The organism is Vibrio methylphosphonaticus (assembly GCF_023634655.1).
GTDB lineage: Bacteria > Pseudomonadota > Gammaproteobacteria > Enterobacterales > Vibrionaceae > Vibrio > Vibrio methylphosphonaticus.
On the sequence record NZ_JAMKMS010000040.1, the window covers coordinates 1 to 15,122 of the forward strand.

The 15,122-nt window shown below is 43.0% G+C and carries 12 protein-coding genes and 1 tRNA gene; 8 read left to right on the forward strand and 5 right to left on the reverse strand.

Going from position 1 to position 15,122, the window contains the following annotated elements; translation table 11 throughout:
• Positions 1-108: 108 nt before the first annotated feature.
• Positions 109-885, reverse strand: a complete 777-nt coding sequence (locus M9196_RS22915) for an alpha/beta fold hydrolase (protein WP_250619820.1) — start codon at positions 883-885, stop codon at positions 109-111.
• Between the two features lie 561 nt (positions 886-1,446).
• Here M9196_RS22915 and M9196_RS22920 point away from each other — a divergent pair.
• Complete coding sequence (locus tag M9196_RS22920) at positions 1,447-3,321, forward strand: heparin lyase I family protein (RefSeq protein WP_250619821.1); 1,875 nt, start codon at positions 1,447-1,449, stop codon at positions 3,319-3,321.
• Between the two features lie 456 nt (positions 3,322-3,777).
• Here M9196_RS22920 and M9196_RS22925 read toward each other — a convergent pair whose 3' ends face one another.
• Positions 3,778-4,671 carry a DnaJ C-terminal domain-containing protein gene (locus M9196_RS22925; RefSeq protein ID WP_250619822.1) on the reverse strand — a complete coding sequence of 298 codons (894 nt, stop codon included), beginning with the start codon at positions 4,669-4,671 and terminating at the stop codon, positions 3,778-3,780.
• A 554-nt stretch (positions 4,672-5,225) separates the two neighbouring features.
• Between M9196_RS22925 and glgC the strand changes: the two genes are divergently transcribed.
• Positions 5,226-6,539, forward strand: a complete 1,314-nt coding sequence (gene glgC / locus M9196_RS22930) for a glucose-1-phosphate adenylyltransferase (RefSeq protein WP_250619823.1) — start codon at positions 5,226-5,228, stop codon at positions 6,537-6,539.
• Positions 6,540-6,683: 144 nt separating this feature from the next.
• Here the strand turns inward: glgC and M9196_RS22935 are convergent, their stop codons facing one another.
• Positions 6,684-7,343 (reverse strand): nitroreductase family protein, encoded by a 660-nt coding sequence (locus M9196_RS22935; protein ID WP_250619824.1) that lies wholly within the window; start codon positions 7,341-7,343, stop codon positions 6,684-6,686.
• Between the two features lie 349 nt (positions 7,344-7,692).
• Here M9196_RS22935 and M9196_RS22940 point away from each other — a divergent pair, with 349 nt between their 5' ends.
• On the forward strand, positions 7,693-8,277 hold the full coding sequence (locus tag M9196_RS22940) for a TetR/AcrR family transcriptional regulator (protein WP_250619825.1): 585 nt from the start codon (positions 7,693-7,695) through the stop codon (positions 8,275-8,277).
• Here the strand turns inward: M9196_RS22940 and M9196_RS22945 are convergent.
• Together M9196_RS22945 and M9196_RS22950 are read right to left on the reverse strand one after the other, a co-directional pair.
• Positions 8,266-8,880, reverse strand: coding sequence for a DUF2913 family protein (locus M9196_RS22945; RefSeq protein ID WP_406707707.1), 615 nt, complete (start codon positions 8,878-8,880; stop codon positions 8,266-8,268). The genes M9196_RS22940 and M9196_RS22945 overlap by 12 nt on opposite strands.
• A gap of 44 nt (positions 8,881-8,924) precedes the next feature.
• Positions 8,925-9,008 (reverse strand) — tRNA-Leu (locus tag M9196_RS22950).
• 611 nt (positions 9,009-9,619) lie between these two features.
• Between M9196_RS22950 and M9196_RS22955 the strand changes: the two genes are divergently transcribed.
• From M9196_RS22955 to M9196_RS22975, 5 genes are all read left to right on the forward strand, one after another.
• Positions 9,620-10,078, forward strand: a complete 459-nt coding sequence (locus M9196_RS22955) for a magnesium transporter (protein WP_250619827.1) — start codon at positions 9,620-9,622, stop codon at positions 10,076-10,078.
• Positions 10,075-11,106: an HlyD family secretion protein gene (locus tag M9196_RS22960; protein ID WP_250619828.1), complete on the forward strand. Its 1,032-nt coding sequence runs from the start codon at positions 10,075-10,077 to the stop codon at positions 11,104-11,106. Before M9196_RS22955 ends, M9196_RS22960 begins: the two co-directional genes overlap by 4 nt.
• Positions 11,107-11,400: 294 nt before the next feature.
• Positions 11,401-12,084 (forward strand): hypothetical protein, encoded by a 684-nt coding sequence (locus M9196_RS22965; RefSeq protein WP_250619829.1) that lies wholly within the window; start codon positions 11,401-11,403, stop codon positions 12,082-12,084.
• Between the two features lie 347 nt (positions 12,085-12,431).
• Positions 12,432-12,920 carry a DM13 domain-containing protein gene (locus tag M9196_RS22970; RefSeq protein WP_250619830.1) on the forward strand — a complete coding sequence of 163 codons (489 nt, stop codon included), beginning with the start codon at positions 12,432-12,434 and terminating at the stop codon, positions 12,918-12,920.
• Positions 12,921-13,255: 335 nt separating this feature from the next.
• Positions 13,256-14,584 (forward strand): anaerobic C4-dicarboxylate transporter, encoded by a 1,329-nt coding sequence (locus tag M9196_RS22975; RefSeq protein WP_250619831.1) that lies wholly within the window; start codon positions 13,256-13,258, stop codon positions 14,582-14,584.
• The last annotated feature ends 538 nt before the right edge of the window (positions 14,585-15,122 follow it).

A 15,122-nucleotide genomic window follows, 5' to 3' on the forward strand; every position in this document is an offset into this window, starting at 1 on the left:
GTTATATCAATTTCATTCAGATATCACAGTGAATTTTCTTCATCAATGCCAAGGGGGAATTTAACTCCCTTCATGATCTACTGATTAAACGGAGCAATCTTGTGATCTTTAAGAAGCATCAAACGTTCCGGTTGAGATAAAGCTTAAGATTAGGCGCGTCACATGGGGGTCTCGTCTTAGCTTGTCATGTTTAATATCCACTTCAACAAAATCTTTCATGCCTTCTAATTTCGTCGACTCTACCGACACTAGCCCATCATTAGAATTATCAAACATACCGCTAAAAACGGGATAGCTCTGTGTCCCAGCGATAACACCAAATTCGTAATTTGGTTGCGGTAGGCTATTTGGAAAGCTGTTTGGATCCGTGGTCAATGATGTGGCCGTTTCACCTAATAATGACAACAAACCATTATCCACAAAAAAGTCGGCAACATCACTTCCATGATTAGGCGTACCTAAAAACACCACCTCTCCCATCTCCTTCGAGGAGACAAAGTCGGGGTGATTAGCTAAATACGAACGGATCACCAGACCGCCGAGTGAATGTCCGACAAAATGTGTCTTCGATAGGTTGGTATGAACAAAGTCCGCTTCTTCGAACTGAGTAATACAGTCTGAAATAGCACTCGCGCTTTGGCCCAGCGTATTGTCAATGGATTGGCGAAGCGTCGGATAATCAACCACACAAACTTGATAGCCTTGCTTTGAAATTAGACCAGACATGGTTTGCATTGACCAAGCACTGCGACCGAGTCCATGAACAATAACAACTTGCTGGCTTTGGTGATTCGACAACTCACTTTCGGTCGGCTCGGCATCAGGTTTACTGCACCCAAATAAGGTTAATGCAGCGCCTAACACAGCAACAACTTTCCACTTCATACTGTACCTCCGCGTTAACCACAGCATATCAAACTGGTACAACCACGACTAGACCAACACGATGCGATCTTAATTCAAATTAATCATAATTAAGTCAAATTTAGAGTGTCGCAATATTAACCTAAGTTATTACTGAGAGTTCAATCACTTAATGCCTACAACCTATCAGAGCAGCGCTTTGGGTACTTTTTTCCTGCCGCTACCTCAATTGTGAAACTAAACACAATGCAAAATGTGTGTTTTCTATCAGTAACATCCTGTTCAATTTCAAACGCAACCATATAACTCGCTGAGGAAATTACATAATGATAGTAATCTTAAATTAAGTCAGCCTTGAACATCAATCGCTATGTTCGTCAATAGAACCCACTCTCCAACCAAAAACACATTCACCTCATCAATATGATTACCGTTTGATATTAACTCTAAATTCACTACTTTGATCAGGAGTGCACTCAATTAATTCACACTTTCACCGCACACCCACACGAACCGTTGCCACGATCTACCGTGACGCTCTTTGTGTGAGTCCATGCGGCAAGAATTAAACGAGGATCTGCCATGAATCAATTAATAGATAGAAACAGGCTCGCTTCCCTACTGTATATTGCGGCTGGAACCACCATGCTGCTTAGCCCTTTAGTGACATCGTTCGCGGTGAACGCTAATGAAGTAGATACGGATGGCGACGGCATCATTGACAGTGATGATGTTTACCCTTGGGACCCTAATAAACATGCCTTACCTACTCACCAGCTTCCCGCGATCATCGAAGCAGAGGATTATGATTTAGGCGGCCAAGGCGTCGCCTACTTTGAAACCACTGACACCAATCGTGGAGGCAAAAACTATCGCAACGACGCCATCGATATCTCAACCCATTCTGGCTATTTTCATGTTGGCTGGTTTGCTCGCAGCGAATGGATGAACTATACCGTCGAAGTACCAAATGATGCGTATTTTGAATTCTCCGCATGGGTTGGATCTACTGCGAGTACAACAAAAAACCTAGAACTCGCCGAAGATGATACGGTTCTCGCGCACCTGCCTTTTTTATCGACAACCCAAGTTGCTCGTGAGTTTGAACCCACTGCACCACAAACGCTCTACCTAACTAAAGGTAAACACACGCTTACTCTTCGGGCAATCGATGGTGCTGTACGAGTTGATAGACTTCAATTTGATCTCTCTCCTTTATCTAAAGACTCAGATGCCGATAATGTCGTCGATGCTGAAGATGCGTTCCCTAATGACCCTAATGAATGGCTAGACACCGACCAAGATGGCATTGGCAATAATCAAGATCTTGATGATGACGGCGATGGCGTTGATGATGACATGGATGATTATCCCCTTGACGCAAGTCGTTGGCAAAACCAAGTCACGATGGTCGTGCCTGACTCTTGTAACGGATTAGAAGATAAACAGCTGCTGTGTAGTGTGCTCAATAATGACGTCGATCCAGAGCAAGATGAACTGCAGATTTTCATTGACCAAGCCCCTCGTTACGGCACACTAACCATCACTGCCGAGCATATTCTGTATACACCCAATGCAGGCTTTGTTGGACTGGATGACTTTACTTACTCAGTTGATGATGGGTTTAACCGTTCTGAATCTGCAGTGGTTGATGTCCAAGTGAATCGCACCACACCGATTGATAACGCGGCCCCCATTTACACGGCAGGTTGGGAAAATGGTACATTACACTCTGAACTTCCTGGCGAGCTTACGCCGTCTTTTTCTAGTGACTTCAACTCACTGACTAAAGAGCCCACTAGCAATCACTACTACCAAACTGAAGCGGTACCATGGGCGAGAACAGGCGATCGAGTGTTAAAAGTGTTTGGAGAGCCACCAGCCTATCGCTCTGAAGCTGCCTTTATGAGCAGTATTTACCGATTCTCACCCGGTAAGGAGACCTATTACAGCGCGAGTATTCGTCCTGATGAATCCTGGCAAACCATCACTAAATATTCAGTGATTATTACCCAGTGGAAATCATTCAGTTCGGGACCACACGCCGCGATCCGATTAAGTAATGACGGTCAGTTTGCACTCACTTACCATTCGAGTGGACACCCAGTTGTCGACTTAGGCACTGCGCCACAAGATACGTGGACAGATATTCGAGTCTATTTCAAAAAATCTCTCGGTGATGATGGTCATGTGAAAGTGTGGGTTAACGGAGAGTTGAAACTCGATCGGATAGGAAAAACCTTGTTAATTGGTAATGATGGCTATATGAAATTTGGTATGTACACCGAAATTCGTAGTCCTAAGACTCTCTACTTTGACAACATTTCCGTGTCCAATGCCATTAATCGTTCATTAACAGCGTGGGGAGAAAGTCCCGTCGATGGTATTTATAACGACAGTGATGACGATGGAGTAAGTAACGGGTTAGATCGCTACCCTTTTGATGCCGCTCAATAACCTGAACTCGCGTAATGCCTATTTACGTAATACCTATTTGGTAACAGCAATTTACGTAACAGCGAAGAGCAGTAAAGCTGATGCTTCATCGCTTTGCTGCTCTTCATTACTATTAAAGCCGCCGCTGGCTAACACACCAAAAACATGGATGTCTGGGCAAGAACTTCCTTCGTGACAAAACCAAACAGCAACCCCAAAATAAGGGCTTTGAACACCATCGTCATTGCTCTCTCCTTGGCTAGCTGCGAGTTTAAAGAGGACGTCGATATCTGCATTATTTGGAAAAATGATGGATGAGATAGAGACTTAAATTTGAGTGTAATTTATAAGCATAGTGCCTATCAGCTAATAACGCAGGTTATAGAAAACAAAAAGACAGCCATCGAAAGAAGGCTGTCTTTATCAAATCACACATAACACGCTAAACTAAAACGGATTAACGCTGTATTTGCAACGCTATTGCATCGTTTCTTTAAACTGCTCCAACAAAGAACGTTGTTGATCGTTAAGCGCCGTAGGCACTTTGAGCTGTATTCTCACCAACAAGTCACCCGTTTCGCCTTTACGGCTTGTGACCCCTTTACCCGTCATTTTAAATTTTCGTCCATGCTGAGTCCCTGCAGGTATACGTAATTTAAAACGGCTATCAAGCACGTTAACTTCAATTTCACCACCCAACGCCGCAGTGATAATATCGACAGGGGTATTACAGATGAGATCATTTTCATCTCGTTCAAGAAATGCATGTGCTCTAGTGGCAATAACCAATAACAGATCACCCGCAGGTGCGCCGTAAGAACCCGCGCCACCTTTACCCGAAAAACGTATCTTTTCACCGTCTTTAATGCCAGCCGGTATTTTAACATTGATCTTTTTGTGCTCACCGTTGATCGGTAGTTCAACGACCTTATCTGCACCTTGAATCGCGTCGACAAAATCGACCGTTAGGGTAAACTCGCTGTCTTGTCCACGCTGAGGGCGAGGCTGACGCCCTCTTCCTTGAGAGAACATGTCTTCAAAGCCACCAAAGCCGCCGCCAAAACCCTGTCCACGCTGGCGGAATGCGTCACCGAAGATGTCATCAAATCCACCATGGTGACCACCACGTCCACCCTGCCCGCCGTTTTCAAATGCAGCGTGTCCAAATTGATCATATTGACGGCGTTTGTCTTTATCCGTCAGAATTTCATACGCTTCTTTAACTTCTTTAAAGCTCGCTTCTGCCGCCGCATCACCCGGATTCTTATCTGGATGAAACTTCATTGCTAGCCGTTTATAGGCTTTCTTTATTTCTTGTTCGGAGGCACCTTTCGAGACCCCTAGCACGCTGTAATAATCTTTTTTAGACATGCTAAAACCTCATTACTCATCATCTAAATCAAAAAAGAGCGCACTCGCGATTAGTCACGCTCTGAATACCGACAAGTTTATGTATTATTACGGATAACTCAACTCTTTATTGCTGATGCAACAGGTGTTCTCTGCTCCGCTTCCTCTAATCTTACCTATCACCCAGCGTTTAAAACAAACGACTTAATGAAACCATTAATTAAGCCAGTCACCCACCAGCCATTGGGTGTCATCAATACGTAACGAAATGCTTATACGGTGCATACAAGTAGTTTGACTAAGTAAAGCAAGACAAAGCCGTTACGTTTGAAACAAGCTGACAACAATTGTTTCACTCTCGATACGGGTTTCTGTGATCTATAACCAAGATCCAATGCTTGATAATCGCTTTGCTTAATATGACATGGATCACATAGCATTTCTCTGTTCTTATAGAGAGGTAATATATTTGACGTCTTTGGGTGAACCCACATAAACACGAACTTTCTCACAAGAAGAAAGCATGTTTACACTCCCCCACACGTCTTTGCGCTTGTAATAAAAGGAGTAATACAATGCCAAAGGAAAACCAATATTCACATATTTCGAGTAATGCTCGACTACGTAATACAACGGCTATGATCCTCGCAGGAGGAAAAGGTACTCGGCTTAAAGAACTCACTTCCAGCGTTGCGAAACCGGCTGTTTCGTTCGGTGGTAAGTTCAAAATTATTGATTTTGCACTATCTAATTGCATCAACTCTGGCATCCGAAAAGTAGGTGTACTTACGCAATACATGGCGCAAGATCTCATCACTCATATCCAGACAGGTTGGCAATCGACTTACTCTGCGCTTAATGAAGGCGTGCACATCATTCCTGCCCAGCAGCGTGTCGGTGAAGACTGGTACCGCGGTACCGCTGATGCTATTTACCAAAACTTAGACCTGATGAAACGACACGACCAAACAGAACGTATTCTGATTTTGGGTGGCGATCACATCTACAAAATGGATTACTCACGCATGGTCAACTTCCATGTAGAAAGTGGCGCAGACGTGACCGTTGCGTGTATCCAAAAACCAATTGAGGAAGCTTCCGAGTTCGGAGTGATGGGTCTTAATGATGATGCCGACATCATCAACTTTGTTGAAAAACCGACCAATCCTACTTGTATGCCAAATGAACCAGACAAAGCTCTGATTTCTATGGGTATCTATATCTTCAATCTGGATGTACTGGATAATGAATTAAAGCAGGCGCTTAACGATCCAAATTACAAGCATGACTTTGGTCATAACATCATTCCAAGTCTTATCGGTCGCAGTAAGCTAAAAGGCTACGTCTTTACTGAAAATGGTCATCCTGGTGCCAACGGATATTGGCGCGATGTGGGTCACGTAGAAGAGTATTACGCTGCCACAATGGATTTACTCGCACCAACCCCAGAACTTGACTTGTACGATACTAGTTGGCCAATCATGACCAGCCAAGTACAGCGTCCAGGGGTAAAGTTCTTATTCAATGAACCGGAGCGACGTGGCTTTGCCGTGGACTCAGTGCTTTGTGCTGGCGCAATCATTTCTGGTGCGCAAATAACACATAGCCTTGTTTCATCTGACGTCAGAGTAGAAGACCGTGCAGAAGTGACCGACTGTATTCTTCTACCTAGCGCAACCGTAGGGATGGACTGTAAGCTGCAAAAAGTCATTGTTGGTGAAGGCTGTCAGATTCCGGATGGTATGATTATTGGGTTTGATGCCGAACAAGACAAAGCTCGCTTTACTGTTTCAGAAAACGGCATTGTACTTGTCACCAATGAAATGATAGATCGACTCATTGAAGATGTGGTTGTGCCTGGCGTCGAAAAAAATAAAACGACAGCATAAAAATATCAGTGGATGAGCGTTCTGGGTAACCATTAACCCATCGAAAACCAAAAAAGGAGCCTTACTAATAGGCTCCTTTTTCGTCAATGTATTTTAGGGTGAGACCGTGTGCTATGCGCTATAGTCCACGCTAAGTGCCTGCAATTACAATACTTCGATGATTTCTTCTTGAGCTAAACGCGATTTCGGTAAACCATAATTATAATCTTCACCTTCTTTATGGTATCCCAATGCCAATGCAAAATCACACACATAGCCATCTAGCTGATCCTTGAAGATTTCTCCAAGGAGCTCAGGATCAACACCTTCCATCGGTGTTGAAGCGATACCTAGACGCGCTAGCACGTGTAACGTATTCCCCAGTGCGATGTAGGTTTGAGCTTTTGTCCACTGCCCGTTATAACCCGCTTCATCGGTATTTAACTCAACAAACCCAAATGCGCCGTTTAGCATCGTGTCGTACATCTCAGCCGGCAAATGACCAGAGCTGACTTCCGTATCAACGACTTGACGATAATCATCTTTGCTATAGTTTGGATTATGAGCAAATAAAATCGTATGAGACGCTTCTTTAGCATGGGGTTGATTAAATTGATGCATATTCGCAAAGGAGTCATGGAAACGTTGCTTTGCCGCGTCACTTTCAATCACAATAAACTTCCATGGTTGAGAGTTAATTGAAGACGCAGAAAGGCGCAGTGCTTCTTTAATCACATCCATATCTTCTGCTGAAATACGTTTTGTAGCATCGTATTTTTTCGCAGTGTATCGACTGGTTAAATCTTTGATTATTTGATGAGTCACAGGCTCGCTCCAAGGTCTAAAATGAAAGTAATCACACCAATCAATACACTAAAAGTAGTCCGAACCCATTACTAATATTGCTTCACTAATATTACTTCGGCTACCACATTGACTGTGCTGAGGAGCGTAGAATAAAGGCTCTAATGAAAAAGAAAAAGGGCGACAAACACCACTTATTATGGAAAAAAATGTCCATAATGAAGCATCAACAACAATCTGCCCTCAAAAGCCAAGCACACCACTGTCAACTTCCGTCGTGACTTACCACACAAGAGCAAGCCTGTACTCACTTTACTTCAGAATCGGTTAGCGCTAAAATTGAACACTCGTTCAATGCAGAGATATTAACATGGCTAAAACCGCTCAATTTCAACGTGAAGAAGTCATTCATAACGCCATGCTTTTGTATTGGGAAAAGGGCTATCACGCAACGTCAATGCGCAGTTTACAAGAGGCTGTCGACATGCGGCCAGGAAGTATCTACGCTGAGTTTGGAAGCAAAGAAGGATTATTCAAAGTTGCGTTAGAGCATTACGCAGAACAAAGCGTTAAACGGCTTCACAACGTTACTTCCGCTGCTGCCTCTCCTTTAGAAGGGCTAAAGAATTTTGTCCGTGCAAGCGTCATTCCCGGCGAACAGCCTGCACCCAGTAACTTATGCATGCTCACAAAAACTATCGCAGAATTGACCGAAGACAACGCTGAACTACTGAACTGTGCACGCCACGCTCTACGTAAAATTGAGAAAGAGTTTGAAAACGTGATAAGGGCAGCGCAAGCCTGTGGTGAAATTGAACCATCTCTCAACGCTCAGCGTTTGGGTCAATACGTTCAAATACAGATCATGGGAATTCGAAGCTATGTCCGTGCTAGTCAGTGTGCGCCAGAACAAAGCCAGTCACTCATTGATGACATTTTTTCACTAATGATTTAGTTCAAGCTCAATTCGTACAAAGTCATCATCCTCATATTGCAGCTGATAAGCAAATACGTCATTCGCATATATAGCACCAAGAAACAGGTGCTTTTCTCGAACCGTTCCACGAAATAAAATAGAAATACTATCAATCAGCTGATTTTTAGTACCAAAATGGCTATTAAGATCGTCAGACAACACACACAGCAAACAACCGTCTTTATCATGGTCAAGATCAACTTGTCTTGCACTCGATAACAGCGCCGTAGTACCGAGTTTCTTCTCGATTTCACGAATAAGCAATAAATAACTGTCTAAATGAGGCTGCACAGCTTCTGGTTTTGCCTCAATACCCACAAGCAATACATCTTCTAGATCAACCTGGGATTTCTTAGCTTGCAAGCTCATCGTCTTTAGTTGCTTTCGAATGGCTTTGTATTTGTTACTTTTGAGTTTGGGTTTTAACCAACGAACCAGTAGGTCATTGCATTTTTCTCGGTCAAGATGTGCTGATTTTGAGTCGAGTTTTTTGAATTCTAGATGCAACAGGGCGTGCAGAGACACCTCAGTCAACAATTGAATTGAATCTGAGCTAGACGTACTGATGTGCTTTGAACCTATTCCGTTGTTCTGCATTGTAGTCTGTATATTTATGAGGGAAGAAATGGTGCCGAGAGAGGGACTCGAACCCTCACACCATAGGCACTAGCACCTCATGCTAGCGTGTCTACCAATTTCACCATCTCGGCATCAATGAGTACAAACTGACGTTTGTTATCATTTTGGTTCCAATTTTCTGGAACAAACGAATGTTAACTGACGATATTTTACTTGTATAGCATTTCATTAGATAAAAGCATAGAAACCGGTTCGTTTGGTGAATAAACAATCAGCATGGGTGATTTATCATCAACCTATTCCCTCGCTATAGCATCTCCAGCCCAATAGCACACAGCAACACACACTACGCACTACCCGCTATCTACTATCTACTATCCACTATCCACTATCCACGCAATACATAAATGAAATTTATACCAGAACCTAAGTGGAGTAGATATATTTCAGCGATTAAATCTAATACGATATTTTCATACCAAGAATGGTTGATCTGTCATTGATATGCTTACTACCCGTTGATTACCATGACATTTATCCATTGATTATAGCCGCTGACTACCCACTTTACGTAGTTAGCGAGTCGCACTAACGCTAAGGATAGCCTGATATAGGAAAAACTATGCTCAGACTATTAAACCAATATCGCCTTTCTGAAACGGAGAAAGCGGCCATTTATGGTAACACTGCCGCTCGCTTGCACGTTTACTCTCGCGCCCTACCGATACTCGGATAATCTAGTATGAAACCACTTATCATTAAGTCCTTAAGGTTCAGCCTTAAGGCGGTACTCATTATTGGTAGCTTTTTAACCTTAAGCTATGCCTTTTCACTACTGTCTACTGTCCATGGTAAAGCGCTGCCCAGCGATCACTTCACCAATGGTCAACCGACGATCATTGGCCTCCTTAACTCTGAAATGTTCATGGGCATCATTTTTGTCATTACATTATCTATCGTTGTCTATGTGCTGTATTTACTTTGGCAACTCCACGAAGTCGCCGTACACCGCAGCCAATATATGCAAAGTGCCCACGCTAACTTAGTGTTTGCACTTTCTCTATGTGGATTGTTCATTGATAAGCTTTGGTGGGTTCTTGCCGTCGTCATCGCATTTACTAATTGGGAAGCTGTGGGTAAATCGGTGAGCCGTGTAATCCATAGTGGTATCTACGGTAACAAGAAGGAAGAAGCAAAATGAAAGAGATCATGCTCCCTTACGTCCTGATTATATGGTTACTGGTTAAACTCGGTGTCATTAAGTGGACACTGAGAAACGCAGTATTAAGTGTAGGTTTTGGTGCTTTCATCGCATTTTCACTATTTACTGCGCACCGATTCTGGTCCCCTGCTGACCTCACTGACAGTACTACGGTTAAAGCCCCCCACGCTGTGCTTAGCCCACTGTTTGGTCAACAGGTGAAAGACATTTACGTCACGCATAACCAACATGTTAAAAAAGGCGAGTTGCTTTACACGTTAGAGTCTGAAGATGCGGATGAAGAGATTAAAAGCTTGCGTTCAAGTTTGATCGCCAGTGAGCACCGTATGATTAGCATCGAAGAGCAAATCATAATCGATAAAAAGAACTATCAACGTTTGGTCAAGCTTGATGAGTTCAGCTCAGAACTAGATCGCGATGAGCTTCATACTAAGATCCAGAAAGGAAATGCCGATTTAATGGCTGCGAGATCTGACGCGGACGGTATTAAAGCTAAAATCAATCAAACAGAGTGGCTCAATGATCGAAATCAGGTACGTGCCCCTTTTGATGGCATTGTTGGCATAATTAACATCGCTGAAGGATCTCGTACTGGTAACTTGTTCTTATATGACACAGGTAGAAAATTCGTCGAAATGCGTGTTAGCGACCAAACATACCGTCATATCCAAGAAGGACAATTCGCCGAGTTTTTCATTAATTCTCATCCTGGCGAAATATTTAGAGGGCGTGTTCATAGTATCACCAGCAATACCGGTGAAGCGACCGTTTCAGCTATAGGGTCAAGTCAACAAGTTCGCCAACACGTAGGCAACAATGCGGGCTCACATGGTCGTACGATTGTGATCGAGTTTGAAGAGCCTGAAGGCTATAACGTACCACTTGGTGCAACAGGTTCTGGATGGGTATCAGCGGATAAACCATCCTCTAAGCTTGGTTTCATGGATATTATCGGTGGGGCGACCGTCCGATTAAAGGCATTAAAAGCCTACTTGAACGCCTTTTAGCGATGAGAGATCACTTACAGTAATTTGACCGATTAGAGCTCTATAAAACTTGAACTCTGCAAAGTTCTGGAACAGGCCATTGGGCTCAAAACACCTCACTTTTTGAGGTGTTTTTTTTGCCTATTACTTTTTAAGCATCTCCCCGCCTTCAAACGACAAAAACAAATCAACCCGAAAAATGTCAAGCCACACCTATTCGAAAATAAGCCAGAAGCCAACTTAGACCTATTCTGAATTTCCGTTACCTTAGCCGCGTTCAAAATCAGTGGACTAATTAGAATAAAGGTAACGAACATGAAAAAATCAGCAATCGTTCTGGCATTGACATCGGTATTTGCTACCAATGTGATGGCTGAAGGTCTATCAGGTGGCGTAGAGTTAGACGCTAAGTTTGTAAATGGTCAGACGGAATACACAACAAGCAACGGTTCAGGCATAAAAGCCTTTGTTGGTTACGAAGGGTTTGGCGCATCTGCGAAGCGTAAAGCGAATTTCGAAAATGAATACAACTTTAACTACAAGCATGACTTCACTAACTTTTGGCTAAAAGGCGAATACGAGTTCGTTGACAAGAAAAGTCGCCAAGCTTCCAATGACCAAAATAAGTTTGGTGTTACTGTGGGTGGTAACGTAGCAGACCTATTTGATACGTCACTACGTCTTCGTAAAGATACGGATCTAAACTCAGGAAACGGCACCGAGCGTAGCGATATTTACCGTTTTGATCTGGCCGCTGGTAAACAAGTCACTGATCGCATGTACTTCAGAGCAAAGGTCGTTGGTCAGAAAGAAAACAACGATAAAACCATCGCGATCACTGATGACCGTAACAAAGACACAATCTACAACGTTGAACTGCGTGCAACCTTCACTGACATCCAAAATATGGTGCCGTATGTAGAAGTTGGCAACGAAGGAAAATTTGGTACTAGCACTCGTAATACTTACGGTAAAGTTGGCGTTATTTTCCCATTTTAAACGCTCTCATTTCTCGACACTTTGGTGTAATCGCTCCGGAGTAAACGACATTTAAATACGATATTCGAAGGATTGAATATCCACTTGCATCATGACTTCCGAACGGACACATAATTACGTTTGATTAACCGCCACGTTAACTTACCTCCCCCCTTCATTAACCAATACTAAAAGCCTTAGCCAGCCGCATCATTTCCTCACCGACAAGCATCACTTCCATTAATTAGCCCTCACGTACTTTCTTGATAAAATCCATGACGTATATTTTGTGACATGAACTATGCTCTAATGGAGAAGCTAATAACTAAATTGCAATTTAACATCATAGAAAACAATGGAGTAGAAAGGTGAAACGAGTCATTTTACTGTGTAGTCATTTGGCGGCGTTGTTTTCAGGCTTTATGCTAGGCATTTATCTACTGCCTATCCTTATACAACCTGAATCGCCCGAAATTGATGAGAATATTTACCAGTCAAGTCAGGTAGCGCTGATCGGTCAGTTTGATAAAAATCGCCAAGACAGTGACTTTCTCCACTGGGGAGAAGGCAAAATAGCATTAACCCAAGAAAGCGTAATGTTTACTGGTGAGCTTGCTCCGGGACCCGATTACAAACTTTACCTGTCTGCTACTTATATCGAAACTGAAGACGCGTTTACTGCCAATAAAAGTCGCATGGTAAAAATCGGTGACATCAAAACCTTTGACCGCTTTATTCTTCCCCTCCCCAGTGGAACAAATATAGAAAAATACAATACAGCCATAATCTGGTGCGAAACCTTTGGTGAGTTCATAACGTCGGCCGCGCTGACGCCTCAAGCCCCTTCTGCTCAATAAACGAAATGCCTCATTAATGTCATCAATAGAAAGGTGGGGGAAATCCGTACCCCACTGTGACTCAAGCGCGCATTAACCTCATCCCTCAATCCACTGCAACACGATAACGCTCATGCCTGCATTGCTGATAGCTATCACTAATGTAACGTAACGCCCTCCAATTCTTTACATCTAACTCACACCTCAATCACGACTAACGACAATACCGTGATCCAACATATAAAACGTAATTTCCAATTTTGATTCAATAAGTTATGTGATCACTCGTTCAAATAACCACAATTTAATAGAGGATAATTACCCCACTGTTACAAAATGTAAATAAGGAATTAGTGATGTTGTATCTAGAATTTCTATTCTTACTTGCCATGCTCTATATAGGCTCAAGAAAGGGTGGTATTGGTCTTGGAGTGGTATCAGGCATTGGTCTAACGATTGAAGTCTTTATCTTCAAAATGCCTCCAACCTCGCCCCCCGTTACAGTCATGCTTATCATCTTGGCTGTCGTGACATGTGCCTCCATACTGGAAGCTGCAGGTGGCCTCAAATACATGCTGCAAGTTGCCGAGCGGTTACTTCGGAAGAATCCAAAGCGCGTAACGCTGATTGCCCCGTTCGTCACCTATAGCATGACCTTTTTACTCGGTACCGGGCATGCAGTGTACTCCATCATGCCAATCATAGGTGATGTCGCACTAAAAAACGGTATACGACCAGAACGCCCAATGGCGGCATCTTCCGTGGCCTCGCAAATTGCGATCACAGCGTCGCCTATCTCCGCTGCCGTAGTGTACTATCTCGCCCAGCTTGCGGAGATCCAAACCAACATTACTCTACTTTCAATATTGATGGTCACGGTGCCAGCCACCTTGTTTGGTACATTGCTTATGTCTTTGTATAGCATGAAACGAGGCAAAGAATTAGACGATGACCCTGAGTATCAAGCACGATTGAAGGATCCTGAGTGGCGCGAGCGTATTTTGAATACTACCGCGACGTCATTAGATGAAGAGCTACCTAAGTCCGCCCGTAACTCTGTACTTATCTTTCTTTTTTCCATCGTTGTTATCGTCATCATCGCGATGGTGCCAGAATTACGCACACTCACCGACAGTGGTAAACCCATTAGCATGTCGGTCATTATTCAAATGATGATGTTGTGCTTTGGCGGGATAATCTTACTAGCGACCAACACCGACCCACGTTTAGTCCCTAACGGTGTGGTATTTAAATCAGGGATGGTTGCCGCCATCGCCATTTTTGGTATTGCTTGGATGTCCGATACGTATTTCCAATATGCCATGCCACAATTTAAATCTGGCATCGTCGGTATGGTTACCGACTACCCGTGGACCTTTGCATTAGCGTTATTTACTGTCTCAGTCGTCGTCAATTCACAGGCCGCAACGGCCAGAATGATGCTTCCTGTCGGACTAGCATTGGGATTAGAACCTGCATTGTTGATCGGTCTCATGCCCGCCGTTTATGGGTACTTCTTCATTCCAAACTACCCGTCAGACATTGCGACAGTGAACTTTGATTCATCAGGTACCACCAAAATAGGTAAATGGTATTTCAACCACTCGTTCATGAGTGTTGGCCTCATCGGCGTGATTTCAGCGTGCTGTGCCGGATATATTTTGGGACAAATCGTCATAGGCTGATAACATTATTAATAATTTTATCAATGCATTATAGCGTTTCCAAATAGCTAATGACCAAATATACCCGTTATTAGCTATCGCTATAACGACGACTTCAAATTATTAACCACTTATTATCTGGAATCGGGGCTTTCACGGTAAATGACAATTGGTTACCTCCTATGGATGGCATTAATACTTGCCAAAACCGTATTTATACTTTTTTTACACTAGCGGATTTACTAAGACCCCATATATATTACCACCCCGATTTATAACACAAATCCCACATGGCGGTAATTTTATAAAATCACCCCTTGTTTAATATGCAAATATATCATTTTTACGTAGCGCTAAAAATCAATGCAAAAATAAGTAAAATTTTAGAGTTAAAACTCTCAAACTTCTGATAGATTTGCCGATAAAGGAATTATAAAAATTAATACTGTCGGATGTTATCTCTATGCTGTCTATTAAAAACAAGATCACGCTTCTCTGCGTATTAGCGGTAATCGGTATTGCAAGTATATTTGCCGTTGGCAATAAAACCTTGACCCAC